At 66.0% G+C, this 23,303-nt stretch carries 23 protein-coding genes, 1 tRNA gene and 2 pseudogenes; 12 read left to right on the forward strand and 14 right to left on the reverse strand.

Features of this window, described 5'->3' with window-relative positions; translation table 11 throughout:
* Nucleotides 1–15: 15 nt before the first annotated feature.
* The 3 genes from HCT51_RS08760 to HCT51_RS08770 form a co-directional block, all read right to left on the reverse strand.
* On the reverse strand, nucleotides 16–705 hold the full coding sequence (locus HCT51_RS08760) for a DUF4386 domain-containing protein (protein ID WP_166871599.1): 690 nt from the start codon (nucleotides 703–705) through the stop codon (nucleotides 16–18).
* Between the two features lie 43 nt (nucleotides 706–748).
* Nucleotides 749–821, reverse strand: a tRNA-Val gene (locus HCT51_RS08765).
* Nucleotides 822–864: 43 nt separating this feature from the next.
* A complete protein-coding gene (locus HCT51_RS08770) occupies nucleotides 865–1,341 on the reverse strand; it encodes a peroxiredoxin (RefSeq protein WP_166872847.1) in 477 nt (158 codons plus the stop codon).
* A 182-nt stretch (nucleotides 1,342–1,523) separates the two neighbouring features.
* Between HCT51_RS08770 and aceE the strand changes: the two genes are divergently transcribed.
* The 6 genes from aceE (at nucleotide 1,524) to fabF (ending at nucleotide 9,068) form a co-directional block, all read left to right on the forward strand.
* Nucleotides 1,524–4,253 carry a pyruvate dehydrogenase (acetyl-transferring), homodimeric type gene (aceE, locus tag HCT51_RS08775; RefSeq protein WP_166871597.1) on the forward strand — a complete coding sequence of 910 codons (2,730 nt, stop codon included), beginning with the start codon at nucleotides 1,524–1,526 and terminating at the stop codon, nucleotides 4,251–4,253.
* A 7-nt stretch (nucleotides 4,254–4,260) separates the two neighbouring features.
* On the forward strand, nucleotides 4,261–5,454 hold the full coding sequence (locus HCT51_RS08780) for a PucR family transcriptional regulator (protein WP_166871594.1): 1,194 nt from the start codon (nucleotides 4,261–4,263) through the stop codon (nucleotides 5,452–5,454).
* An 84-nt stretch (nucleotides 5,455–5,538) separates the two neighbouring features.
* Entirely contained in the window at nucleotides 5,539–6,459 is a 921-nt protein-coding gene (locus HCT51_RS08785; protein WP_166871591.1) for an ACP S-malonyltransferase, read from the forward strand.
* Nucleotides 6,456–7,460: a beta-ketoacyl-ACP synthase III gene (locus tag HCT51_RS08790; protein WP_166871588.1), complete on the forward strand. Its 1,005-nt coding sequence runs from the start codon at nucleotides 6,456–6,458 to the stop codon at nucleotides 7,458–7,460. The genes HCT51_RS08785 and HCT51_RS08790 overlap by 4 nt, the downstream gene beginning before the upstream one ends.
* Before the next feature lie 39 nt (nucleotides 7,461–7,499).
* On the forward strand, nucleotides 7,500–7,748 hold the full coding sequence (locus HCT51_RS08795) for an acyl carrier protein (RefSeq protein ID WP_166871586.1): 249 nt from the start codon (nucleotides 7,500–7,502) through the stop codon (nucleotides 7,746–7,748).
* 81 nt (nucleotides 7,749–7,829) lie between these two features.
* Entirely contained in the window at nucleotides 7,830–9,068 is a 1,239-nt protein-coding gene (fabF, locus tag HCT51_RS08800; RefSeq protein ID WP_166871583.1) for a beta-ketoacyl-ACP synthase II, read from the forward strand.
* A 103-nt stretch (nucleotides 9,069–9,171) separates the two neighbouring features.
* Here fabF and HCT51_RS08805 read toward each other — a convergent pair whose 3' ends face one another.
* Nucleotides 9,172–9,675 (reverse strand): DUF3145 domain-containing protein, encoded by a 504-nt coding sequence (locus HCT51_RS08805; RefSeq protein ID WP_166871580.1) that lies wholly within the window; start codon nucleotides 9,673–9,675, stop codon nucleotides 9,172–9,174.
* Nucleotides 9,676–9,825: 150 nt separating this feature from the next.
* Here HCT51_RS08805 and HCT51_RS08810 point away from each other — a divergent pair, with 150 nt between their 5' ends.
* The gene (locus HCT51_RS08810; protein WP_166871578.1) at nucleotides 9,826–10,338 is read left to right on the forward strand and encodes a PadR family transcriptional regulator; all 513 of its coding nucleotides are present in this window, start codon (nucleotides 9,826–9,828) and stop codon (nucleotides 10,336–10,338) included.
* Here the strand turns inward: HCT51_RS08810 and HCT51_RS08815 are convergent, their stop codons facing one another.
* The 7 genes from HCT51_RS08815 to HCT51_RS08845 all read right to left on the reverse strand — a co-directional run bounded on the left by HCT51_RS08815 (nucleotide 10,339) and on the right by HCT51_RS08845 (nucleotide 16,338).
* Nucleotides 10,339–11,997 (reverse strand): bifunctional 3'-5' exonuclease/DNA polymerase, encoded by a 1,659-nt coding sequence (locus tag HCT51_RS08815; protein ID WP_166871574.1) that lies wholly within the window; start codon nucleotides 11,995–11,997, stop codon nucleotides 10,339–10,341.
* A 48-nt stretch (nucleotides 11,998–12,045) separates the two neighbouring features.
* The gene (locus HCT51_RS08820) at nucleotides 12,046–12,549 is read right to left on the reverse strand and encodes a hypothetical protein (protein WP_166871571.1); all 504 of its coding nucleotides are present in this window, start codon (nucleotides 12,547–12,549) and stop codon (nucleotides 12,046–12,048) included.
* A gap of 154 nt (nucleotides 12,550–12,703) precedes the next feature.
* A complete protein-coding gene (locus HCT51_RS08825) occupies nucleotides 12,704–12,877 on the reverse strand; it encodes a CsbD family protein (protein ID WP_166871568.1) in 174 nt (57 codons plus the stop codon).
* A 90-nt stretch (nucleotides 12,878–12,967) separates the two neighbouring features.
* Entirely contained in the window at nucleotides 12,968–13,492 is a 525-nt protein-coding gene (locus HCT51_RS08830; protein ID WP_166871565.1) for a COG4315 family predicted lipoprotein, read from the reverse strand.
* Nucleotides 13,493–13,580: 88 nt separating this feature from the next.
* Complete coding sequence (locus tag HCT51_RS08835) at nucleotides 13,581–13,859, reverse strand: hypothetical protein (RefSeq protein WP_166871562.1); 279 nt, start codon at nucleotides 13,857–13,859, stop codon at nucleotides 13,581–13,583.
* A 60-nt stretch (nucleotides 13,860–13,919) separates the two neighbouring features.
* Nucleotides 13,920–15,419 carry a flotillin family protein gene (locus HCT51_RS08840; RefSeq protein WP_166871558.1) on the reverse strand — a complete coding sequence of 500 codons (1,500 nt, stop codon included), beginning with the start codon at nucleotides 15,417–15,419 and terminating at the stop codon, nucleotides 13,920–13,922.
* Nucleotides 15,420–15,429: 10 nt separating this feature from the next.
* Complete coding sequence (locus HCT51_RS08845; RefSeq protein ID WP_166871554.1) at nucleotides 15,430–16,338, reverse strand: type II CAAX endopeptidase family protein; 909 nt, start codon at nucleotides 16,336–16,338, stop codon at nucleotides 15,430–15,432.
* Nucleotides 16,339–16,754: 416 nt separating this feature from the next.
* Here HCT51_RS08845 and HCT51_RS18970 point away from each other — a divergent pair.
* Nucleotides 16,755–17,253 (forward strand): annotated as a pseudogene (locus HCT51_RS18970) (wax ester/triacylglycerol synthase domain-containing protein); the annotation flags it as partial.
* 106 nt (nucleotides 17,254–17,359) lie between these two features.
* Nucleotides 17,360–18,019, forward strand: a complete 660-nt coding sequence (locus tag HCT51_RS08855; protein ID WP_255523557.1) for a WS/DGAT domain-containing protein — start codon at nucleotides 17,360–17,362, stop codon at nucleotides 18,017–18,019.
* On the opposite strand, the gene HCT51_RS08860 is transcribed toward HCT51_RS08855, so the two are convergent.
* Nucleotides 17,997–19,004, reverse strand: coding sequence for a right-handed parallel beta-helix repeat-containing protein (locus HCT51_RS08860; protein WP_166871544.1), 1,008 nt, complete (start codon nucleotides 19,002–19,004; stop codon nucleotides 17,997–17,999). The two genes, HCT51_RS08855 and HCT51_RS08860, sit on opposite strands and share 23 nt — an antisense overlap.
* 315 nt (nucleotides 19,005–19,319) lie before the next feature.
* On the opposite strand from HCT51_RS08860, the pseudogene HCT51_RS08865 reads away from it, so the two are divergent.
* A pseudogene (locus tag HCT51_RS08865) lies at nucleotides 19,320–20,328 on the forward strand (DUF445 domain-containing protein); the annotation flags it as partial.
* Nucleotides 20,329–20,526: 198 nt separating this feature from the next.
* Entirely contained in the window at nucleotides 20,527–20,796 is a 270-nt protein-coding gene (locus HCT51_RS08870) for a hypothetical protein (protein WP_166871540.1), read from the forward strand.
* 82 nt (nucleotides 20,797–20,878) lie between these two features.
* Here HCT51_RS08870 and HCT51_RS08875 read toward each other — a convergent pair whose 3' ends face one another.
* Nucleotides 20,879–21,439 (reverse strand): hypothetical protein, encoded by a 561-nt coding sequence (locus HCT51_RS08875; protein ID WP_166871537.1) that lies wholly within the window; start codon nucleotides 21,437–21,439, stop codon nucleotides 20,879–20,881.
* Nucleotides 21,440–21,676: 237 nt separating this feature from the next.
* Between HCT51_RS08875 and HCT51_RS08880 the strand changes: the two genes are divergently transcribed.
* Entirely contained in the window at nucleotides 21,677–23,038 is a 1,362-nt protein-coding gene (locus HCT51_RS08880) for a tyrosine-type recombinase/integrase (RefSeq protein ID WP_166871534.1), read from the forward strand.
* Here HCT51_RS08880 and HCT51_RS08885 read toward each other — a convergent pair.
* Nucleotides 23,035–23,274: a hypothetical protein gene (locus HCT51_RS08885; RefSeq protein WP_191413832.1), complete on the reverse strand. Its 240-nt coding sequence runs from the start codon at nucleotides 23,272–23,274 to the stop codon at nucleotides 23,035–23,037. The genes HCT51_RS08880 and HCT51_RS08885 overlap by 4 nt on opposite strands.
* Nucleotides 23,275–23,303 lie beyond the last annotated feature (29 nt).

Below are 23,303 nucleotides of genomic sequence, written 5' to 3' on the forward strand. Positions count from 1 at the left end.
GCGAGGCGGGGCCGGTCAGCCGATCAGCACGAAGATGCCGAGCACGATCAGCCACACCGACCACAGTGTGTACCCGATCGGCACCAGCATGCCCGCAGGCGCCCAGCCGTTCGGCTCGGCGGGGCCGACGAACTCAAGCGAGCCGATCATCAACACCACGCCGATGACGACGCCGGCAAGGCTCAGCCACACCGGCAGGTCGGTGGCCGTCAGCGCGGCGACCGAGAACAGGATGCTCCACAGCCCGGTCAACGCGTAGCCGAGGTGTTCGCCCACGGCGACCCCGAGGTAACGGTTGAACGACTGAAACACCACGCCCGCGGCATCCCGCTCGGCGGCCGGCAGCGACGCGTCCGACGCGGTGCGGGCGAGGTACGGCACAAGAAACGGCCACCGCATCAGACCGAGCGCCTGCACGAGGCCCGCCAGAACGCCGACCACGACGGTCGCCAGCAGCAGGGTGCCGTCAGCGGCGCGGATCACGCTGGCGGTCAGCACGGCAATGGCGATGAACAGCACCGCCGACACGGCAAGGCCCCACCACAACAGAACGAGGCGGGTACCGCCCGCCCGGAACTTGGCGAGCACATCCCGGCTGGGCTGGCGCAGGATGTCGGGGTACTCGAAGGTGATCGCCAGGGCCGCGTAGAACGCGTTGAACAGCAGCGGAACAACGATGAGTGACACTCCCACGAGAACGCTCATCCGCTTGTCCATCCTCGCCATCACGCATGGGGAATCAGAGGGGTGGGCCCTACCGGGATCGAACCGATGACATCCACGGTGTAAACGTGGCGCTCTACCAGCTGAGCTAAAGGCCCTTCACCCTTGCGGGCGGGTCTATATTACGGGGTTTCGTCGGGCTCAGCCAACGCGAGCGGGCGTAACCAGCGTTAGCGCGGTCCGATACTCGGCAATGTCACGCGGTTCACCGGGAGCGTTGATGAAGCGGGCGCGAATCACGCCCTCGGTGTCGATCACGAAGGTGGCCCGCGTCGCGAATCCCTTCTCCTCGACAAACACGCCGTACTCCTTCGACACGCCACCGTGTGGCCAGAAGTCGGCGAGCAGGGTGAAGTCGTAGCCCTCCTGCTCGGCGAACGCGCGAAGCGACGCCTTCGAGTCGACCGAGATGCCGATCAGCTCCACGCCGTTCTGCTGGAACAACTCGAGGTTGTCGCGCAGCGCGCACAGTTCACCGGTGCAGACACCCGTGAACGCCAGCGGGAAGAACACCAGCACAACCGGCTTCTTGCCCCGGAATTCGGACAGTCGGATGTGCTCACCGAACTGATTGGGGAGCTCAAAGTCGGGGGCGTGGGTATCGATTTCCAAAGCCATCATGTGGTCCTTCCACGGCCCGCGCCACAGAGCGCGCGGACACGATCCGCCATCCTACGCCGGTGCGGTCACAGAGGAAAGTCACAACTAGACTGCCGGTGCATAGTCGTTAACCGTTAAGGCTCACCCCAGCATTCCGTGTCAGGCTGTGCAAGATCTGTCTCAACAAGGAAGAGGTCACAGTGACGGTAAACGACCAGGACCCGTACTCGGTGCATCACGCCGACGTCGACCCGGAAGAAACCGCTGAATGGCAAGAGTCGCTCGACGCTGTCGTCGCGGAGAAGGGCCATGAACGCGGGCGGGAGATCATCCTGAACCTGCTGAAGCGGTCGAAAGAACTGCAGCTGGGTGTTCCGATGGTTCCGACCACCGACTTCATCAACACCATCGCACCAGAAGACGAACCGGAATTCCCCGGCAACGAGGCGCTTGAGCGTCAGTACCGGGCGTGGATCCGCTGGAACGCCGCCATCACCGTGCACCGTGCACAGCGCCCCGACATCTCCGTCGGCGGACACATCGCCACGTACGCGTCATCCTCGTCGCTGTATGAGATCGGCGAGAACTACTTCTTCCGCGGCCAGGACCATGAGTCCGGCGGCGATCAGGTCTTCTTCCAGGGCCACGCCTCCCCCGGCATGTACGCGCGCGCCTTCCTCGAGGGCCGGCTGAGCGCAGAGCAGCTCGACGGATTCCGTCAGGAGAAGTCGAAGGCACCGAACGGCCTGAGCTCCTACCCGCACCCGCGGTTGATGCCGGACTTCTGGCAGTTCCCCACCGTGTCGATGGGACTCGGCCCGATCAACGCGATCTACCAGGCCCAGTCCAACAAGTACCTCGCGAACCGTGGCATCAAGGACACCGGCGACCAGCACGTCTGGGCGTTCCTCGGCGACGGCGAGATGGACGAGGTCGAGAGCCGCGGCGCCCTGCAGTGGGCCACCAACGAAGGCCTCGACAACCTCACCTTCGTGGTCAACTGCAACCTGCAGCGACTCGACGGCCCGGTGCGCGGCAACGGCAAGATCATGCAGGAACTGGAAAGCTTCTTCCGCGGCGCCGGCTGGCACGTGATCAAGGTGGTCTGGGGACGCGAGTGGGATGACCTGCTCGCCCGCGACAAGGACGGCGCGCTCGTCAACCTGATGAACGTCACTCCGGATGGCGACTACCAGACCTACAAGGCTGAAGACGGCGCGTTCGTGCGTGAGAACTTCTTCGGCCGCGACCCGCGCACCGCGGAATTGGTCAAGGACTACACCGACGAGCAGATCTGGGGTCTCAAACGCGGCGGTCACGACTACCGCAAGGTTTACGCGGCGTTCAAGGCGGCAGCCGAGCACAAGGGCGGACAGCCCACCGTGATCCTGGCGCACACCATCAAGGGCTACGGCCTCGGCAAGTCCTTTGAGGGCCGCAATGCGACCCACCAGATGAAGAAGCTGACGCTGCCCGACCTGAAGCAGTTCCGTGACGAGATGCGCATCCCGATCACCGACGAGCAGCTCGAAGCCGACCCGTATCAGCCGCCGTACTACCACCCCGGCGAGAACGACGAGGCTATCCAGTATCTGCAGGAGCGTCGCCGCGAACTCGGCGGATACGTTCCGGAACGCCGCAGCAAGTACACCCAGCTGAATCTGCCGGATGACTCGCTGTACGAGGTCACCAAGCGTGGCTCTGGCAAGCAGATGGTGGCGACCACCATGGCGTTCGCCCGGCTGCTGAAGGACCTGCTGCGCTCCAAGGACTTCGGTCACCGTGTCGTGCCGATCATCCCCGACGAGGCCCGCACGTTCGGCATGGACGCGTACTTCCCGACTGCGAAGATCTACAACCCGCACGGCCAGCACTACATGTCGGTCGACCGGGAGCTGCTGCTCGCCTACAAGGAGAGCCCGCAGGGCCAGATCGTGCACGTCGGCATCAACGAGGCTGGAGCTTTCGCTGCCTTCACCGCCGCGGCCACCGCGTACTCGACACACGGCGAGCCGCTAATCCCGGTGTACGTGTTCTACTCGATGTTCGGGTTCCAGCGCACCGGCGACGCCATGTGGGCAGCCGGCGACCAGATGGCCCGAGGCTTCATCATCGGCGCCACCGCCGGACGCACCACCCTCACCGGTGAAGGCCTGCAGCACGCGGACGGACACTCCCTCCTCCTGGCAGCCACCAACCCGGCCGTCGTCAGCTACGACCCGGCGTACGGCTATGAGCTGGGCCGGATCGTGCAGGCCGGACTCGAGCGGATGTACGGCGGGCAGCACCCGAACCCGAACGTCATGTACTACCTCACCGTGTACAACGAGCCGATGCAGCAGCCGGTCGAGCCGGAGAACCTGGATGTCGATGGCCTGCTGAAGGGCATCTACCAGCTGAACCAGGGAACCGCGACCGGCCCGAAGGCACAGCTGCTGGCCTCCGGCGTCGCCCTGCCGTGGGCGCTGGAAGCCCAGGCCATGCTCGCCGCAGACTGGAACGTCTCGGCGGATGTCTGGAGCGTGACGTCCTGGACCGAACTGCGCCGCGACGGCCTCGCCGCCGAGCAGCACAACTTCCTGCACCCTGACGAGGAACCGCAGGTGCCGTATGTGACGCAGAAGCTGTCTGGCAGGGAGGGACCGTTCCTTGCGGTGACCGACTTCATGCACGCGGTGCCCGACCAGATCCGGCAGTTCGTGCCGGGCGACTACGCCACGCTCGGCGCGGATGACTTCGGCTTCTCGGACACCCGCGCCGCCGCTCGCCGCTACTTCAAGATCGACGGCCCGTCGCTGGTGGTGCGCACCCTCGAGTCGCTCGCGAAGCAGGGCAAGGTCGACCGCGCGGTCATCGGTCAGGCGATCGAGAAGTACCAGCTGCACGACGTGAGCGCTGGCAGCACCGGCACGGCCGGCGGGGAGAGCTAGCCCGCCCGTGCCCACGCCCAAAACCAAACAGCAGACGCTCGCATGGTTGCGCGCGGTCTCGGGCGAGCTCGCGACCGCAACGATCAAGCGTCTGGAGGAGACGCTGCCCTGGTATAGCGACATGCCGCCAGGGCGGCGCTCCGCTGTCGGGATGGTCGCGCAGGCCGGCATCACCTCGTTCATCGCCTGGTACGACGACCCGAAGTCCACGCCGTGGATCGCCGCGGATGTTTTCGGTGTGGCGCCGCGCGAGCTGCTGCGTTCGGTGAGCCTGCAGCAGACACTGCAGCTGATCCGGGTGACCGTGGAACTGGTCGAAGACCGGGTGAAGGACGGCGACGACTCACTGCGTGAGGCGATCCTGCTGTACTCGCGCGAGATCGCCTTCGCCGCCGCCGACGTCTACGCCCGCGCGGCCGAGGCTCGTGGCCTGTGGGATGCGCGCCTGGAGGCGCTCGTGGTCGACTCGATCCTCTCCGGCGAGTACGACAATGAACTTCCCAGCCGGATCGCTGCGCTGGGCTGGAACGGCCACGGCGAGGCCTGCGTGCTGGTGGGCACCGCGCCGCACATGCTCGACGTCGACCAGCTGCGCCGCACCGCCCGCCACCTCGAGGCGGACCTGTTGATCGGGGTGCAGGGCAACCGCCTGGTGCTGGTCATCGGCCGCGCCCGCGCCGCCGCCGCCGACTTGGCCGAGGATGCGCCGGCCCCCATGCCGTTCATCGACATCGCCACCCAGCTGGAACCTGGCTTTGGACCCGGCCATCTGGTGCTCGGCCCCGAGGTGGAGACCCTGGTCGATGCATCCCGCAGCGCGAAGGCCGCACTCGCCGGGTTTGCCGTCGCCAAGGCCTGGCGCAACGCGCCGCGCCCCACGCTCGCGGACGACCTGCTGCCGGAGCGCGCCCTGGCCGGGGATCCAATCGCGCGCAGCACGCTGATCAATCGCATCTACCGTCCCCTGAAGAACCACTCCACCGATCTGCTGACCACGCTGTGGTGCTATCTCGACAACGGCCGCTCACTCGAAGCCACCGCCCGGGAGCTGTTCGTGCACCCGAACACGGTGCGGTACCGCCTGAAGCGGATCAGCGAGGTCATCGGCTGGGACGCCACCGGCGCCCGCGAGGCGCTCATCCTGCAGTCCGCCCTGATCATCGGCTCGATCGCGGAACCGGACGGGCAGAAACGGCGCTGACTGCGCGCCGTTCACAAGAGATCCGCTGATCTTTGGTGGAATACCTACACCAAGCACCGTCAATCAGGTTGGGAGACTAGATAAGTGATTGTTGTCGTTGCCCCCGGACAGGGCTCACAGACCCCAGGGTTCCTCGAACCCTGGCTGGCCGAAGAGCGATTCCGCGACCAGCTCAGCCGTATCTCGGACACCATCGGAATGGATCTGGTCGCCCACGGCACCGTGTCCGATGCCGACACCATCCGTGACACGGCGGTCGCCCAGCCCCTCATCGTGGCGGCAGGCCTCCTCACCCTGAGTGCCCTCCTCGACGGCGGCCGCCGTAAGAAGCTCGGCGGCATCGCCGGGCACTCCGTCGGCGAGATCACCGCGGCGGCAGGTGCCGGCGTGCTGTCAGAGTCCGACGCCATGCGGTTCGTGCGCGAACGCGGCACGGCGATGGCGACCGCAGCGGCCGAGGTGCACACCGGGATGAGCGCCGTCGTGGGCGGCGATGAAGCGGAGCTGCTCGAGACGCTCGACCGGCTCGGCCTGTTCCCGGCCAACTTCAATGGCGGTGGCCAGATCGTGGTCGCCGGCGAACTGCCTGCACTGGACGAGTTGAAGGCTGCCCCTCCTGCCGGATCACGGGTGATCCCGCTGCAGGTCGCCGGGGCGTTCCACACCCGTTACATGGCCTCGGCCGTGAACCACCTCCGCGACGTGGCGGCCACCCTGACGGTGACCGACCCGACGCTTGCGCTCTGGACTAACCGGGACGGCAAGCAGGTGGCATCCGGCCCGGTGTTCGTCGATCTGCTGGTCGGCCAGGTGTCATCGCCGGTGCGCTGGGACCTCACCATGGGGTCCCTCGCGACCGCCGGAGTGACCGGCATCATCGAGCTTGCCCCCGCCGGCGCGCTGGTCGGCCTCGCCAAGCGCGGGCTGCGCGGCGTTCCCACGGTGGCCGTGAAGACTCCCGACGACCTGCCCGCCGCCCTCGAAATGATTGATACGAACGCATGACGCATCCCACCCTTACTCAGTCTCGCGGCGTGGAGTTCACGCGCATCTACAGCTACGGAGCTGCCCGCGGCGACGTCAGCGTGCCGAATGAGGATCTGATCGGCCCGATCGACTCCAGCGATGAGTGGATCCGGCAGCGCACGGGCATCATCACCCGCACCCGGGCCTCCGCCGAGGTATCTGCGGTTGACCTCGCCACCGAGGCCGGTCGTGAAGCGATCGAGGCATCCGGCATCCGTCCCGATCAGATCGACCTCGTCATCGCGGCGACGATCAGCAATGTGCGCCAGACCCCATCGATGGCGGCCGTCGTCGCCGACAACCTCGGCGCGAACCCGGCAGCCGCCTACGACTCCAACGCCGCCTGCGCCGGATTCAGCTACGCCATCACCCAGGCCGATGCCCTAATCCGCAGCGGGGCAGCCCACTACGCCCTCGTGATCGGCGCCGAGAAGCTCTCAGACGTTGTCGACCCAACCGATCGATCGATCTCCTTCCTGCTCGGCGACGGAGCCGGTGCCGCCGTGGTCGGCCCGAGCGACTTCCCGGGCATCGCAGCGCCGGTATGGGGCTCAGACGGCTCGCGAGCCGGTGCTGTGACCATGAACTCCACGCTCGTCGAGTACCGCGACGGCAAGGCCGAGTGGCCCACGCTGCGCCAGGAAGGCCAGACGGTCTTCCGCTGGGCGGTCTGGGAGATGGCCAAGGTCGCCAAGCAGGCCCTTGAGGCTGCGGGCGTCACCAGCGACCAGCTCGCCGCGTTCATCCCCCACCAGGCGAACATGCGCATCATCGACGAGTTCGCCAAGCAGCTGAAGCTGCCGGAGAGCGTCGTGATCGCCCGAGACATCGAGACCACCGGAAACACGTCCGCTGCCTCGATTCCCCTCGCCACTCACCGGCTGCTCAAGGAACATCCCGAACTCAGCGGCGGGCTTGCGCTGCAAATCGGGTTCGGCGCGGGCCTCGTATTCGGGGCCCAAGTAATAGTTCTTCCGTAGACTGACTCTCGGTCAAAATCGATCCACAAGGAGAAAACAATGGCATTGTCCACCGAAGAAGTACTTGCCGGCCTGGCAGAACTCGTCAACGACGAAACCGGCATTGCAACCGACACGGTTGAACTCGACAAGTCGTTCACCGACGACCTGGACATCGACTCGATCTCGATGATGACCATTGTCGTCAACGCCGAAGAGAAGTTCGACGTGAAGATCCCCGACGAAGAGGTCAAGAACCTCAAGACCGTCGGCGACGCTGTGACCTTCATCGTCAACGCCCAGGCCTAGTTGCACCAGGTGGGGGCTTCGGCCCCCACCACTGCTTGTTTTCCCCCTGACCTCCCTTTGTGACCCGCAGAGAGCATCGCTATGACCAAAAAGATTGTCGTCACCGGTATCGGCGCGACCTCCCCCCTGGGCGGAACCGCCCGGGACACCTGGAACGCGCTCCTCGCGGGCGAGTCCGGGATCACCCGCCTCGAGCAGGAATGGGTGGAACGCTACGAACTCCCCGTGAAGTTCGCCGGTCAGGCGAAGGTTCCTGCCGCAGACGTTCTGGAGCGCCAGGAGATCAAGCGACTTGACCCGTCGAGCCAGTTCGCGCTGATCGCCGCACGTGAGGCATGGGCGGATGCCGGCGCTCCCAACGTCGACCCGCTGCGCGTGGGCGTCGACTACTCCACCGGAATTGGCGGACTGTGGACCCTCCTTGACGCGTTCGAGACGCTCAAGGAAAAGGGCCCCCGCCGCGTGCTGCCCATGACCATCCCGATGATCATGCCGAACGGCGCAGCCGCCGCGATCAGCATGAACATCCCCTCCCGCGCCTACGCCCGCACCGTGGTGTCCGCCTGCGCATCGAGCACCGAGGCGCTCGCCAACGCCTACGAGCACCTGCAGCAGGGACTCGCGGATGTCGTCATCGCCGGCGGCACCGAGGCCGTCGTGCATCCGCTGCCGATCGCCGCGTTCGCCGCCATGCAGGCGCTGTCACGCCGCAACGACGACCCGGCCACGGCATCCCGACCATACGACAGCGAACGCGACGGCTTCGTCCTCAGCGAAGGAGCCGGCGCACTCGTGCTGGAGACCGAGGAGCACGCGCTCGCCCGCGGCGCCCGGATTTACGCGGAACTCGCCGGAGCGGCTGTCACCGCCGACTCGTATCACATCACTGCGCCCGACCCCGAGGGATCCGCCGCGGCACGGGCCATGCTCGACGCGCTCGAGCAGGCCGGCGCCACGCCGCAGGACGTGCACCACATCAACGCGCACGCCACCTCCACCCCGGTGGGCGACATCGCCGAGTACAACGCCATGCTGCGTGTCTTCGGTGACCATCTGCCCAACATCCCCGTGTCGGCGACGAAGGCCGCCACCGGGCACCTGCTCGGCGGCACCGGCGCGCTGGAGGCGATCTTCACGATCCTCGCCTTGCACGAGCGCACCGCTCCCCCGACGATCAACCTCACCAACCAGGATCCAGCGATCCCGCTCGATGTCGTCACCACGCCGCGCAAGCTGCCGGAAGGACCGCTGCTCGCGATCAGCAACTCGTTCGGCTTCGGCGGACACAACGCCGTGGCGGCCTTCCGCACTTACAGCTAAATCCGTTGGTCGAGCTTGTCGAGACCCCTCTCGACAAGCTCGACCACCGAGCGGCAGCGTCACGACCGGGCCCGAACCCGGTCGCACGACCAGCCGCTCTGCGTCACCCCACCTTGTGAAGCCACACCACCTGGCTGTCCTCTCCGGCGTACCGGAAGGGCTCCAGTTCTTGATCCCACGCGTGGCCGAGGGCCAGACGCAGTTCGCGGTGTAGTTCAAGCGCGTTGGTTCCTGCGATCTCCATGGCGTACCGCACGCGATCCTCCGGGATCACCGTGTTTCCCGCCGTGTCGGTCTGTGCGTAGTAGATGCCGAGGTCGGGAGTGTGCATCCAGCGACCGCCGTCGGTACCAAGGCCGGCGTCCTCGGTCACCTCGTAGCGCAGGTGCTCCCAGCCGCGCAGGGCCGACGCCAACCGGGCACCGGTGCCCTTGTCGCCTTCCCAGTAGAACTCGGTGCGCTGGGCGCCACGCAGCACCGGCTGGCTGGTCCAGGCAAAATTCACGGCACGACCAAGAGCGCGACCTGCAGCCCATTCGACATGGGGGCAGAGCGCGCGAGGGGCGGAGTGAACATAAATCACTCCGCGCGCAGTTGCAGCAGCCACGTTTCACTCCGTTTCGTTAGGTGCGACTTCCCCATCGACCTGTGAAACCGAGCTGCAGTGTTGCTTTCAGCATTATTGCCGACACAAGCGGGCAATAACAAGCGTGTCATTCAATTAATCTGAGGATGACTTGCCGCTAGAGTCTGCTCTATGTCAACCCGGATGGCGATTCTCGCCGTGCTCACGCTCGGCCCCGCCTATGGATATCAGCTGCACGGTGAGGTCGTGGAACGCACAGGGCGCGAGCGTCCCCTTAACGCCGGGCAGGTGTACTCCACGCTCGACCGGTTGAAACGTGATTCCCTGGTGCGCGACGCCGGCCTGAGCGATGATCGACTCCCCCTCTACGAGCTCAGCCCGACGGGCGCGGCCGCCGCATCGGAGTGGCTCACGGATGCCTCGACCGCTGACTGGGGCGACATGGTCGAACGCGTGCTGCTGGCACGTTCCCTTCCGGGCTTTGACGCGAGCGACCTGATCGCCTCGGCGCGTCTGGCCTGGCTGCACCGGGCCTCGGCAGCCACCGGACCGCGGGTTCAGGCGACGCGGCTGCTTGCCGAAGCGGCGCTGCGCTGGCTGGACGACCTGCCGCCCACCCGCGGCTGGCCGGTGCGCACCGACCGCCCGAAGCGAGGCCGTCGCCGCATCCCGCAAGCCGCCTGACTATTTCGCGTCGGCGTAGGAGTCCACCACCGCGACCGTGACTCTGAAATCGACGGGGCTGCCGGGGAACAGCAGTCGTCCGGCATCGGCCGCAGCCTGCTCCAGGATGTCGGCCACCTGGGGCGCCAGAGCCTTCGGGGTGTGCACCATCACCTCGTCGTGCAGGAAGAACGCCAGATGCGGTCCATCCGTCAGCGTGCCGTCATACAGCGTCCGCAACCGCATCCGCACCGACGCCATCCAGCTGAGAGCCCATTCCGCCGCGGTGCCCTGCACCACGAAGTTGCGGGTGAACCGCCCCCAGCTGCGTGCCTGTCCGCGCGCACTCGACTGCAGCGCCGCGCTTGCGCCGTCGTCGGATGCCTCGTCTTGGGCCTGTCGCCAGGAGGCGCCGGGCGCCGGCGAGGTGCGGCCGAGCCAGGTGCTCACCCGTTCGCCGCGCTCCCCAGCCCGGGCCGCATGCTCGACCAGTCCGATCGCCCGCGGAAAAGCGCGCGCCAGCCGCGGCAGCATACGCCCGCTCTCACCGGTGGTACCGCCGTACATGGCACCGAGCATGCCGTACTTCGCCTGCTGGCGAGTCTCCACGGCGCCGGCGGTTACCATGCCCTCGTACAGGTCGCCGCCATGGCCGGCGATGGCCATGGCATTGTCGCCGGCCATCGCGGCCAGAATCCGGGGCTCCAACTGTGCGGCATCGGCGACCACGAGCGTCCAGCCGGGGTCGGCTCGAACCGCGTCGCGCACCTGATGCGGCAGCTGCAGCGCACCGCCGCCGTCCGATGCCCACCGGCCGGTCACGACACCGCCAGGAATGTATGTCGGGCGAAAGCGTCCGTGCGCCACCCACGTGTCGAGCCAGTTCCATCCGTTCGCGGTCATCAGCCTTGCCAGCTTCTTGTACTCCAGCAGCGGCTCGATCGCCGGGTGGTCGATCTCCGCGAGCTCGAATGAGCGGGTGCTCTGGGCGACGATTCCGGCGCCGTGTAGTGCCTTCATCAGCTCGCCGGGCGAATCAGGGTTCAGCTCCGGCACCTCGAGCGCCGCCCGCACCTCCCCGAGCTTCGCCTCCAGCTTGCTCGGCCGGTACCCGGCGAACGGTCGCGGACCGAGCATGTCGGCCAGGATGCGCTCGTGTTCGTCGGCCCGCCACGGCACACCCGCGAACGTCATCTCGGCAGCGACCAGCGCGCCAGCCGACTCGGCGGCGAGCAGGAGCCCGAGACGTCCGTCGGTCTGCTTGAGCGCACGCTGCTGCAGCAGGAACTCCTCGACGGGGTCGCCGTCCGCCGCCGGCTCCAGCTCGAACAGTCCGGCAACGGGTGTCGCCGAGCGCGGCCCGTCCCACACCGAGGACGGTGCGGTGGCGAGATCACTGGAGGCAGTCGCCGCACTCGCCCGAAGAATCGCATGACAGAGTCGGAGATCGACGCAACGCGCGACGGATACGCCCTCGCCGAGCAGGCGCGGGTACCAGACGGCGGTGTCCGACCACACCCAACGCGGCGGCTGCGGCCGCTGCTCCATGTCTCGGATGAGGGGCGCCAACGCCACCCGCGGAACATCCTGAACATCCGTGCGGGCAAAGTCAGCGCCGTCCACGACAAGCGTGGTCAGCCGTACGCCGCCTTCATGCAGAGTGCTGAGGACGACGTGCATCCCACCAGTCTGCATGGTGCCGGCGACACCGCTGGCACCATCACCCACTCAGCCGATGCGCGGCGGCTCGTGTCGTCCGGCGTCGGGGTCAGGCGTGTCCGGGTGGCTGGCGTCGCGAACCGGCGGCTCCACGGTCGTGTCGGGGGTGGTGTCCGGAGTGGTGTCGGCAGTCGTGTCGGGAGCGGTGCCACGCCGCACGTCGCCACGCCGATCCGTCACCACGTCGGGATCCACCTTGTCGGCCCGGTTCAACTGTTCCTGAGCCTCGGAGCGCACCTGCTGGGCATCGTTCTGGCGCTGCGCGGCCTCGCGGCGCAGGCGTTCAGCATCCACTTCCGCCTGCCGCGCGTTCGCGTCCGCCTGGGCGGCCTTCGCCTCGCGCTCCTTCGCGGCGAGCTCTGACTCCTGCGCTCGCGCCCGCAGTTCGGCGGCCTGTTTGCGGTTCTGCTCGTCGCGCACGCCCTGACGTTGCCGCATGAAGAACACGATGGCAGCGATGACAATGACGATGACGACGATTCCGACAATGATCCACACCCACTGGTTATCCATTTGGTGCACCTCTCTTCGGGAGATCTGGTGCGACCAGTTAACTCCCAGACAGCCTGCGTTCACCATATACACAGGCCGCTCCAAGGTTCGCAGGGCGCCGGCACAGCACGCCGCCCGGGCGCGATTCGCTGCCCGGGCCGCTGCTTGCCATCTGCTACTTCTTGAACGCGTCCTTGACGTTCTCGCCGGCCTGCTTCAGGTTGGCCTTCGTCTGCTCGGCCTGTCCCTCGGCTTCCAGATCCCGGTTGTCCGTTGCGTCGCCCACGGCTTCCTTCATCTTGCCGGTGGCTTTCTCCGCTGCGTTCTTCGCCTTGTCGTCGAGTCCCATGATCAGTTCCTCACTTCCTCATGTGCATCGCGCCTCATGCGCTACTCCTGACTGTGCTGCGCGAACCTGAAAACGGGGTGGGTGGCTGCGTCAATATCGCGATGGCGCATCGGCGTCGGTCACCTTCTCACCGTCGGGTGTGATCACCCACCAGATCCCGCCGACTCCTTGGCCGTTGACGTCGCCTGGCTGTTCATCCTCCGCGAAGTAGTACACCGGCAGACCGTTGATAGTGACCTGGTCGCTGCCGTCCGCCCGGGTGTACAAGCCGAGCTGAGCGTCAATCCCCTCCTCGCCTGTTGGTTCATCCGACGAAGTCACCGGCGGCCAGGTCGCCGCGCAGTCCCCCTCGCAGGCGCTCTTTGATCCGGCGGTGTCGTTGTCGAACAGGTACAGCGTCCTGCCCTGCTCGTCGACCATGATCTCACCGAGATCGCTCTCTGCCGTAGTGATGGTGAGCGCACCTTTGGCGTTCTGGCCATGACCCTCCGTGGTGCGCGGTGCGCCGCCGTTGCCGGTCGTGTCACTGTACGGCTGGGTGCATCCGCCGAGGGCGGCGATCGCCACCAGCGTGATCAGCATGCCCTGCAGCGTGCGGTGGGATGTCTCGATCATGAGCGATTCCTTCTTCCGCGAAAGCAGTCCCCCAACTCGCAGGATAACCCTCTGCCGCGCGCACGTCACGCGTGGGGGCCGGCATCCGTCAGGTGACCCGAACCGCGCCGGATGGCCCGACCGTGATCAGCAGGGCGATCCGCTTTCGGTTGATCAGCCGAGCGATCACGACAATCATCCACAGGCCGAAAGTGAAGAAGGTGAGCACTATGTTCCAGAACCAGCCGATGCGCTTGTTCTTGGAGAGAACGGCCTGATCCGTCGTGATCGACTGCACCTGCCAGCCGCGCGCGGCGTATCGTGCGATCTCAGCGTTCAGGATGCGCGCACGGGCATCATCGGACAGCGCCGCTCTCGAGTCGACCATGACCGCAGCCTAATCCGGTCGGCTGCGACACGGCCAGCCCGCGGTGCGACGTGCTGGTCGCTAGCTTGCCGGGACCGACTCGGTTGCCGGCACCGCAGGTGCGGCCGGTGCAGCCGGAGCGGTGTCGACGGTGAGCGCGGGCTCGTCCTCGACGACGGACTCGAACCTCGGGTGCGCTGTGGCGTGACCCGAGGTTGCCACCTGCCCGAACGCCGCACCTGCGGCACTGCCGCCGACGAACTTGCCGAGCAGGTCACGCACGCTGACGCCCATCGTGGAGGACAGTACGCTGTCCACCTCGGTCAGGCCCGACACCACGTTCTTGGTCAGTTGGCTCGCGCCGTCGGTGGAGATCACGGTCAGCTGGTCGATGTTGCCCATCGGGGCGGCCAACTCGCGTGCGATCAGCGGCAGGCTCTCGATCATCCGCAACTGGATAAGGGCATCGGACTGGTGCGCGAGCGCGTCGGCGGCAGCCTTGGTCGCCTCGGCCTCGGCGTTTCCCTTGGCGCGGATGGCGTCGGCCTGCGCCTGGCCCTCTTCGCGGATCGCCGCGGCCGCCGCGATCCGGGAATCCCGGTCGGCGTTCGCGCGGGCGACGGATGCCCCGGCCTCCGCCTCGGCGAGCTTCTGCAGGCGGTACGCCTCGGCGTCGGCTTCCGCCTTGACCTCCGCGTCGAGCTCGGCCTTGCGCAGTTCGGCGCGTCGGTTGGCGGTCTGTTCCTGCTCGGCGACGATCGACTGCTGCGCCTTCGCCTCGGCGAGAGGCTTCGCCGCAGCCGCCTCGGCGGCGGCGCGGTCGGTGTCCAGCTGCAGCGCGGCCTTACGCAGCGCCAGCAGGTTCTCTGCCTCGGCGACCGCTTGCTCGTTGGTGATGGCAGCTTCCCGCGCTTCACGGGTCGCCTGCGATTCCGCCACTTCGGCCTGTTTGCGCACCTTCGCCTGCTCGGCGCGACCGAGGTCTTCGATGTAGCCGTTTTGGTCGGTGATGCCCTTGATCTCGAACGAGTCCACGTCGATGCCCTGGTTCGCGAGCGAATCGCGGGCGGTCACGAGAACCGACGCGCCGAGCTCATCGCGCCGCTGGATGATCGTCAGCACGTCGGTGGCGCCGATCGACGCGCGCAGCGAGCCGGACAGCACCTCCTGCGAGAAGTTATCGATGTTCTTGTCCTGGCCGAGGAACCGCTGGGCGGCCGCGCGAATCGCTTCCTCGGTGTCACCGACCTTAACGATGGCCACGGCCTCCACGGTCAGCGTGACGCCGTTCTTGTCCTGGGCCACCGCGGTCAGCTCGATGGCGCGGGAGCGGAGCGACAACTTGTGCGCCTTCTGGAAGAACGGGGTGATGAACACGCCGGCGCCGCGCACGACCTTCTGACCCGATTCCTCGGTCGTCTGCCCATCCACCACGGTGACCTTGGACCGTCGGCCGGTCACCAGGATGGCTTCATCCGGCCCGGCGTTCTTGTAAATCGACCGCGCATAGAACACGCCGATCAGGATGACGAGAAGTGCAAGGCCGATGATGGGCAGCAGTCCCAGGATGATCTCCAGCATGGTCGTTACCCTACCGTGGCGTTGTGAGGTCCTGTCGGGTTTTTGTGCCCGGGTTTTCCGGGGCGGCGTCGTCGGCTGCCCCGGTCGAGGCAAGAACCGCGGTCACTCCAGCGCTGCGGTCGAGCATGGCCTTGCGGTTCGCTACGGCCACCACGACGGCGACGGCGACGAAGATCCACATGTCCCAGGGTTGGGCGTCCGGCCAGATCGGGTTGTTCATCTGCGCGTGGAAGAGGAAGGCCACCAGCAGGCTGCCGCGGGACGCGTTGAACATCGCGGTGAGGATGACGCTGATCGCGATAATGCCGCAGAAGAAGGGCCAGAACTCCCATCCGGCCTGCTTGGTGCCGCTCAGTAGGAATGACGGTGTGTGCCAGAGAGCGATGATCAACCCGAGCAGGAGAGCCGACCAAAGCGGCGCCATGCGGCGTTGCAGCAAGGGCAGGGCAACGCCCCGCCAGCCGAGTTCCTCGATCGGGCCGATGAAGAGCATCGCCAGCATGGCAGGCCACAGGGCGTCCCACGTGGCGAACGGGAACGGGTCGGTGATGCTGCCGGTGACGGCGGCGCCTGCGTAGTACACCGCGGGCATACCCAGTAGTAGCACGAGCCACCAGACCAGCGACATCCGCCAGAGCGCGAACCGCCGGAAGAAGCGGCCAAGTCCCGACATCCCGTAGTGACGCAGCACCATCAGCACGCCGACGATGCCCGGCGCGTAGACCATGAAGATGAAGACCGGGTTGGTGTACTGCATTGGCCCGAAGATGGCGTCGACTTGCTCTTGGAACAGCACATAGCTGATGCCCGCCCCCCACGACACGACGAAGGTGGCGACGAAGAAGAAGATCAGTGACCGGCCGGTGAGTCCCGCCTTGTCGGATCGTGCGGCGTCGGGACGTGGTGTTCGGACGGTCATGCTGGCCTCTCTGAATCAGATGGGCGGTCGGAGAACCGCCCGAGACCAGCGTTCCAGCTTGAGCGTTGCTCGGATATCGGGGGTTACCCTGAGCGTTCCCTGAGTGCTGCCAGCTGTTCGCCCCAACGACGCGCTCGGTCCTCCTCCCCCGGGCTCCCTCGACCCCGACCTGTCAGCGCCCTTGTCGGGTGCGGTGATGGTGCGTACGGTCGGCTGTATGGACCGCCTCCGGCCCGAGCGGATCAGCGCCGATGACCTAATGTCGTTGGCGGCTGAACGGGGATCCACGCCCATGCAGGTGGGGGCCGCTCTGTTCCTCAGCGTGGATGCTGAGTTTGACCCCGCGTCGGTGCTGGATGCCATCAGGGATCGGGTACCGACGTACCCGGCTCCGGCAACGCCTGCTTCGCGTCCCGATGGGATTTGGTCGACCGGTGTGGACAGATGATCCAGACTTTCAAATCGAGAACCACGTGTCGGTTGTCTCGTGTCCTGAACCGGGTGGGGTGCAGTCGGTTCTCGATATCGCAGCCGAACTGCCGACCCCGGCTGAGACAGGCCGGCCACTCTGGCGCATCCGCATCATCACCCACACCGGCGAACGGCAGGCGGCGCTGGTCGCGGTGTTCCATCACGTGCTCGCAGACGGCATCGCCGGGCTCGCCGTGCTGGCAGGCATCGTCGACGGAGCAGAGCGGATGTCGCCGGGCACGTTCCCCCGAACGGCTCCGACTCGCCGTGCCCTGTTCGCGGACGCGCTCATGGAACACATCCGGACGATCCGACGACTCCCCCAGGCACTCCGGCGGCTGGCTGCCGCCTTCCACCGAGTTGCGCCCGGCGGTGCGACCGCTGCTGCCGCGATCGTCCCTCAACCAGCCGACGGGCCCGCGCCGGCGATACGCCAGCCTGCGCTTCAGCCTGCAACGGATCATCGCTGTCGCCCATCAGCACGACGCCACGGTGAACGATCTGTTGCTCGCGGCGATCACCGGGGCATTGCATACCCTGCTTCAGTCCCGTGGCGAAACCCTGGACCACTTCGTGCTGTCGGTACCGGTATCAGACCGGCGCGAAACAACTATCGCGAACCCGGGGGAACAGAAACGGGGTGATCCCCCTGGTACTGCCCGGAACCGGCGACCCAGCGTCCCGTCTGGAACTGATCACCCGAATCATCCGAGCGGCGAAGCTGCCTCCCCGCGCGGCATCCAATGCCCTGATTGGCCCGGTATTTCGGACGCTCGGCCGCACCGGTGTGTATCGCCGGTTCATTGACCATCAGCGCCTGGTGAACACCTTTGTGACCAACGTCAGAGGCCCCGTGGCGACGATGAGCCTTGCCGGCAACCCGGTGACCGAGATCCTGCCGCTCGGCGTCGCGGCCGGCAACGTCACGGTCTCGTTCGCGGCGCTCTCCTACGCGGGAAACCTGGTGCTGACCATTGCCTCGGACCCGGACACCTGCCCGGACCTCGACCGCCTCACCGAGGCGATCACGAGCGAAGTGCTCGCGCTGAGCGAGAGTGCGCGAGGAATTCCCGGAGGGCGGACGGGACTTGAACCCGCGGGCTACCGCACGTCAGCCCACCAGGGCTTAACGAGGAACGGCCAGCCGCTGCCTTCCGGCAGACGGCTGGCCGTGGCCGTTGTGTCAGCTAGCTGCAGTCGACGTTGGTGAGGCCCTGGGCGGCGTCTGAGGCCTTGCAGTCGACGACGTTGCCAGGCGTCTTCGAGGCGATGTTCACCTCGAAGCCCGGGACTGCAGCGACGGTGCCGTTGCCGGTGAACGTGTTGTTCCCACCCCAGCCGTCTCGCACCGAGTGAACCTGGATCGCGTCGACGCGGGCGGTGGTGCCGGAGTTGTCAGCGACCACGTAACCGTTGCCCTTGATGTCGATCCAGGAGTCTGCGTTGTTGGCACCCGAGTGGCCTGCGTTATCGAAACTGTTCCCGATGACACGGCCGCCGGTCGTGCCCTCCTTCACGTCGATGCCCTCGGCGGCGGTGTTGAAGATCCGGTTGTTCTCGATAACCGCGTTGTCGGACTGGTCGGCGGTGGACGAGGAACCCATGACCTCGCCCCAGTTGCTCTCGGCGGTTCCGACGTAGATGCCCTCGCCGATTGCCGGCGTGACCACGCCGGCGTCGTGGACGGTGGAGTTGCGGACGGTGACGCCGTTGCTGCTCGAGCGAAGGTGGATGCCTTCGTGGCCGGTCGATCCAACATCGACGCCGTCGATCACGGTGTTGTCCGAGTCATCGAGGACGATGCCCTTCTGCGCGCCGGACACGCTGAAGCCCGTGATGTTCCAGTTGTGCCCGGTGACGTGCAGGCCATAGCCGGAGGAGGTCGAGCCGGTGGTGAGCACGGCGTTGGGCGAGCCGACGAGCGTGATCGGGGCGGCCTGGGTACCGGATGCCGCCGCCTTGAATTTGCCAGTGTAGGTGCCGTCTTCCAGGGTGATGACATCGCCGGCGGTGGCGGATGTCAGTGCCGACGTAAGTTCAGCGGAGGATGAGACGCTAACCGCGCCGGCTGCCTCTGCGGAGGAGTTGCCGACGGGGGCGAAGGCGACTCCGAGGACTGCGGCGGCGGCCACAGCGCCGAGCGCGCAGTGCTTGCGGAGACGAGCTGTTCTCTTGTGGGTGGAAGTGGCGGGCATGCGGTGAGACGACAAAAACTAGTACCTAACGCGATTGATTCTCTGGTCTTCTGGGGCTTTTCCCCGGAATCTCGGCAGCTACGGTACCCGACGTTGAATCGCATTTTGGCAAGCGATTGCTCACCTCTGGAGTGCTGGGGTACGCGTCGCCCGGCAGCACGCGGGAGCTAGGGCTTTCTGAGAAGTCACGGTGAATTTCGCACGCCACAAAGAATCTTTATGGGTGTGCAGGGCATGCCGTGGGGTCCCATCCGTGATCATCGATGGCTATGATTCCCGCAATGATGCTCCACACCGCAGCGCGACGCCCTTCATCTAATCCCGAATCGCAAGGACGAGATCGGTCAGAACCTCGGCGAGTTCGTCGAGACCGAAATTCCTCCGCGGCGACGTCGTCCGCACCAAGCTCGAGCGGACGGCGATCGCCGCGCGGCTCGGCGAGTGGCTTCTGGTGCCCGCCCACGCAGAGCGCGTGGGCACCGAGGCATCCGTCATAGCGGCGGACGTCCTGCGCGCGCTCAGCGACGACGACGTGAACGACATCATCGAGGATCTCGCCCGCGAGCACCTGGTCGCGCCGCAGTGGGGACCGCCGCTGGGCGAATGGCTCGGGCGCATCGTCGGGTCCGGGGCCCACCACGGCGCGGTCGACCTCGCAGTCGACAGCATCGCGACGTGGCTCGCCGCCAACCACGCGTCGTTCTCGGGGCTCGTCTCGCGTCGTCTGCCGGTGTGGGTGCCGTCGATCGCAGCTCGCCTCGTCGATGACACGGTGTACAACGAAGCCGTGAAGTTCGTCGCCGCCGTGCAGGCCGATCGCCGGCATCCTGCTCGCATCGCGATCGACGGCTACCTCCGACGCCTCGCCGATCACCTGCATCACGATCCTGCGACGATGGCACGGCTCGAGGCGACGAAGGCTACGCTGTTCGACAGCCCGCGCGTCCGCGAACTCGCCTCCGAGGCGTGGAACACTGCCAAGGCGGGGCTGCTCATCTCGCTCGCCGACCCGCAGAGTGGTTTGCGCCGCCGCGCCGCGCAGGCGCTCGTCGAGATCGGCGGACGGCTGACGACGGATGCCGCGCTCCAACGCCGCGTCGACGGCTGGGTGACCGACGCGGCCGTGCCGCTGGTCGACCGGTATCGCCATGACATCGCCTCGATCATCACCGACACGGTCGAGCGATGGGATGCCGCAGAGACCACCGAGAAGATCGAGCTGATGGTGGGTCGCGACCTCCAGTACATCCGCCTGAACGGCACGATCGTCGGCGCCCTTGCCGGATTGGTCATCTACACGATCGCGCAGGCGCTGCTTGGCTGATCGACTGCCGAACAACTTGAACGCCGAACTTGAGGAACGGGAGGGGTCAAATAAGGGGCAGAATCAGTACCGCTCAGCAACTGGACGGTCCCAAATAGACTCCTGGCCAGCAAATACACGGTAGGGCGGACGGGACTTGAGCCCGTGACCGACGGAAGGCGACGGGCACTTCACACCGCGAGTGCCGGACTCGGGCGTGTGCATATCTTGATCGTTGCTGCCGCCGCATTTCTTGGCAACCTCACCATCCAATGGTTCACCATCCGCCGGTTCACGACGGGGCTCCACGACTTCTGGCCGAATCTCGATAAGACCGTCCAGTGGTGGTGGGGATTGCCCATCGGGCCAATGCCGCTGTGGATCATCGGCTCAATCGCTTTCGCGATCGTCTGCGCGCTGGCTGTTCTCTATGCGTGGCGCGCCAACGACTCATTGGATAGCGACGATCGGCCCGCAATTCGCGTCTGATGGCGAAGGGGTCATCCCAGGGCGTAGTAATAGCGCGCGACAGCCGCGCGAGCCAGGTCGGGCCGCGGCCGGCCATGGCTCGTTAGAGCCGCGCCGCATCCGACGTGATGTCCTGGCTGGCCTCGCTCGCCAACCAGCCCGGCACGGGCTGCTCGCCGAGCCGGTAGAGCCTGACGGCAGTGCCGAATATGGGATTAAGCGTGATAACGGGCATCTCGGCATTTCCCACCACCAGCAAGGTACTACCGTTCCGGCTGTCGCGATGTTCGCCCTTGAAGCTGATCCAGAACGCATCCGGGCGCTGCGCCTGAAGTACGTCGACGTAGTACGCGTGCACCTGATCGATGAGACGCAGCTGCTGCGGAGTCCATCGGGCATCCTTTGGCGTGCCCGTGCCTGCGGGTGGAAATGCCATGTCCCACCAAACAGGCAAGTACATGTCGCCGTCAGGTTCGTTAGCTTTCAACCGATCGATGAACCAGTCGCCCAAGAAGCGCAGACTTTCAACAGTCTTGTCCGGCTGGAACTCCGGGGTGTGCTCCAGCCTGCTGTAAAGCCGGTCCTGCGCTCTCTGTAGCTCGTTCAGGAAGGTGTCGTGATACTCCGAGATCGATTCGGCAGAGTCGTAGGTGAGGAGACGCACGAGACTAGGGTATCCAGATTGTGTAGGGACACCTTTTTTCGTAGGGCGGACGGGCCTTGAACCCGTGACCGACGGATTATTAGTCCGCTGAAATCACGTGTGAACGATGGTAGAGCCGCATTAGTACGGGGATTTTGATGCCGCACGATGCCGTGCGAAACGACACGAACGACTACACTTGTGACTACACCTGATTTGAGACATGCGGCGAACGGGAGTTCGCGGAAGGACGGCGTTGTGGCGGAGGTCGATGAGGCCGTGAAGAAGGCGCGACGGACCGCCGGAGCGGGGACCCAGTTCTTCGACGAGAAGCGCAACCTCTGGGTCATGGAATACAAGCCCGACCGCATCCGCGTCACAGCGCGGACCCAAAGCAGAGTTGAACAGAAGTTCAGGGATGCGCGGTCGAACGCCGGGCTCGCAAAGATCCGGGTTGTGAGTAACCCTTGGACGGTCAAGCGCTGGATGTGGCATTGGTTTGACACTATCAATCGCTCCAAACCACGCACACGCGCCGGGTACAAGTCCAAGATTTCGACCATCATCATCCCCGCGATCGGTCACGTGCTGCTCACTGATTTCACCGCCGAGCACGCGCAAGCCATCGTCCACTATGCAATCAGGACGGGCCGATCAGCAACGAGTGCCCGGCAGGCCCAAGCGATATTCGCCTCAGCCGCGCTCAGTGCCGAAACGCACAAGTTGATGCCGTTCAACCCCATGCCCCTCATCAAGAAGATTCCGGCGCGAGCGTACAAACCGGTGGCGCTATCCGTCGACGATGCCTTCCGAGTTTTCGATGTGACGCGCAATGACCGCCTCGGCTCTCGATGGGCTGCTGGACTGCTTACGGCGGCACGCCAAGGCGAGATCCTTGGACTTGAAATCGAGCGAGCGGACTTCGGCTCGGGGCTCATCCATTTGGAATGGGCGCTTCAAGCGGTGCCGTGGGCCCATGGGTGCTCCCCGGACCCGATACACGGCGGGATGTATCCGTGCGGCAAGGTCCGCGGCGGCAGCTGTCCGGAGCGCCGTCGCGATGTGAAAGAGGAGTACGAGCATCGTGTACTCGACGTCGACTCCGGTCTGATGCTCCTACGCCCAAAGACCCGTGGCTCGGCCCGGACCGTTCCGATGGAGGCCACGCTCCGAGCGTGGCTTGAGGAGCGCGTCGACGAGGCGGCTACCGAGCCGAATCCCTTCGGACTGATGTGGACGAGCGAGAGAAAGCGCAATCGCGGCGGCAACAATGGGCGTAGTGCGGACAGTTTGACTCCCAGCGTTCGAACACTCCTCCCCCTCGACGGGTCCCCCATCGATCCATCAGCAGACAACCGCGCTTGGCATGCGGTACTCGAAAGGGCGGGTGGCCCACAGGTGCGCGTACACGACTCGCGCGTCACCGCGGTCACTCTGATGCGTCGCGCTGGAATTCCCCTGGAAATCATCCGCAGCATCGCGGGCCACGCAACCGTCGAGATGAGTCTCAAATACGACGCCGGGGACGCGACTTTCGCCGCCGAACGCGACGCGCTGAGCAGGCTCGGGGCCTCGATCAATTTCGAACTCCGGCCCAAGGAGAGCGATCCTGTTAACTAGGCGGTCTTCGGTGCCTTGGTCGGCAATCCGAGGAGCCACTGTTCTAGCGCGACAGCGGTGACGATGGGCTTGCTCCCGACGTAGCGAACTTCGAGCAGCCCCAACTTGATGTGGTCACGGAGCATAGTCTGCCCGAGCCCGACTGCAGCGGCGGCGTCCGCAATCGAGTACGCAAGCGGTCGCGTGCACGGACTGACTGAGTCCCACGCCTCGGAGGCGCGGTCGGTCGTGGACATTCGTGTGACGTGGTGGCTCATGCCCTGCC

It is taken from the genome of Salinibacterium sp. ZJ450, from assembly GCF_011751885.2.
GTDB lineage: Bacteria > Actinomycetota > Actinomycetes > Actinomycetales > Microbacteriaceae > Ruicaihuangia.

What these genes read in the sequence shown, in the direction of transcription:
- HCT51_RS08760 (WP_166871599.1), bottom strand. Translation starts at nt 705, where the DNA reads ATGAGCGTTCTCGTGGGAGTGTCACTCATCGTTGTTCCGCTGCTGTTC.
- HCT51_RS08770 (WP_166872847.1), bottom strand. Translation starts at nt 1,341, where the DNA reads ATGGCTTTGGAAATCGATACCCACGCCCCCGACTTTGAGCTCCCCAAT.
- HCT51_RS08790 (WP_166871588.1), top strand. Translation starts at nt 6,456, where the DNA reads ATGACGCATCCCACCCTTACTCAGTCTCGCGGCGTGGAGTTCACGCGC.
- HCT51_RS08795 (WP_166871586.1), top strand. Translation starts at nt 7,500, where the DNA reads ATGGCATTGTCCACCGAAGAAGTACTTGCCGGCCTGGCAGAACTCGTC.
- fabF (WP_166871583.1), top strand. Translation starts at nt 7,830, where the DNA reads ATGACCAAAAAGATTGTCGTCACCGGTATCGGCGCGACCTCCCCCCTG.
- HCT51_RS08810 (WP_166871578.1), top strand. Translation starts at nt 9,826, where the DNA reads ATGTCAACCCGGATGGCGATTCTCGCCGTGCTCACGCTCGGCCCCGCC.
- HCT51_RS08815 (WP_166871574.1), bottom strand. Translation starts at nt 11,997, where the DNA reads ATGCACGTCGTCCTCAGCACTCTGCATGAAGGCGGCGTACGGCTGACC.
- HCT51_RS08820 (WP_166871571.1), bottom strand. Translation starts at nt 12,549, where the DNA reads ATGGATAACCAGTGGGTGTGGATCATTGTCGGAATCGTCGTCATCGTC.
- HCT51_RS08825 (WP_166871568.1), bottom strand. Translation starts at nt 12,877, where the DNA reads ATGGGACTCGACGACAAGGCGAAGAACGCAGCGGAGAAAGCCACCGGC.
- HCT51_RS08830 (WP_166871565.1), bottom strand. Translation starts at nt 13,492, where the DNA reads ATGATCGAGACATCCCACCGCACGCTGCAGGGCATGCTGATCACGCTG.
- HCT51_RS08835 (WP_166871562.1), bottom strand. Translation starts at nt 13,859, where the DNA reads ATGGTCGACTCGAGAGCGGCGCTGTCCGATGATGCCCGTGCGCGCATC.
- HCT51_RS08840 (WP_166871558.1), bottom strand. Translation starts at nt 15,419, where the DNA reads ATGCTGGAGATCATCCTGGGACTGCTGCCCATCATCGGCCTTGCACTT.
- HCT51_RS08845 (WP_166871554.1), bottom strand. Translation starts at nt 16,338, where the DNA reads ATGACCGTCCGAACACCACGTCCCGACGCCGCACGATCCGACAAGGCG.
- HCT51_RS08860 (WP_166871544.1), bottom strand. Translation starts at nt 19,004, where the DNA reads ATGCCCGCCACTTCCACCCACAAGAGAACAGCTCGTCTCCGCAAGCAC.
- HCT51_RS08885 (WP_191413832.1), bottom strand. Translation starts at nt 23,274, where the DNA reads ATGTCCACGACCGACCGCGCCTCCGAGGCGTGGGACTCAGTCAGTCCG.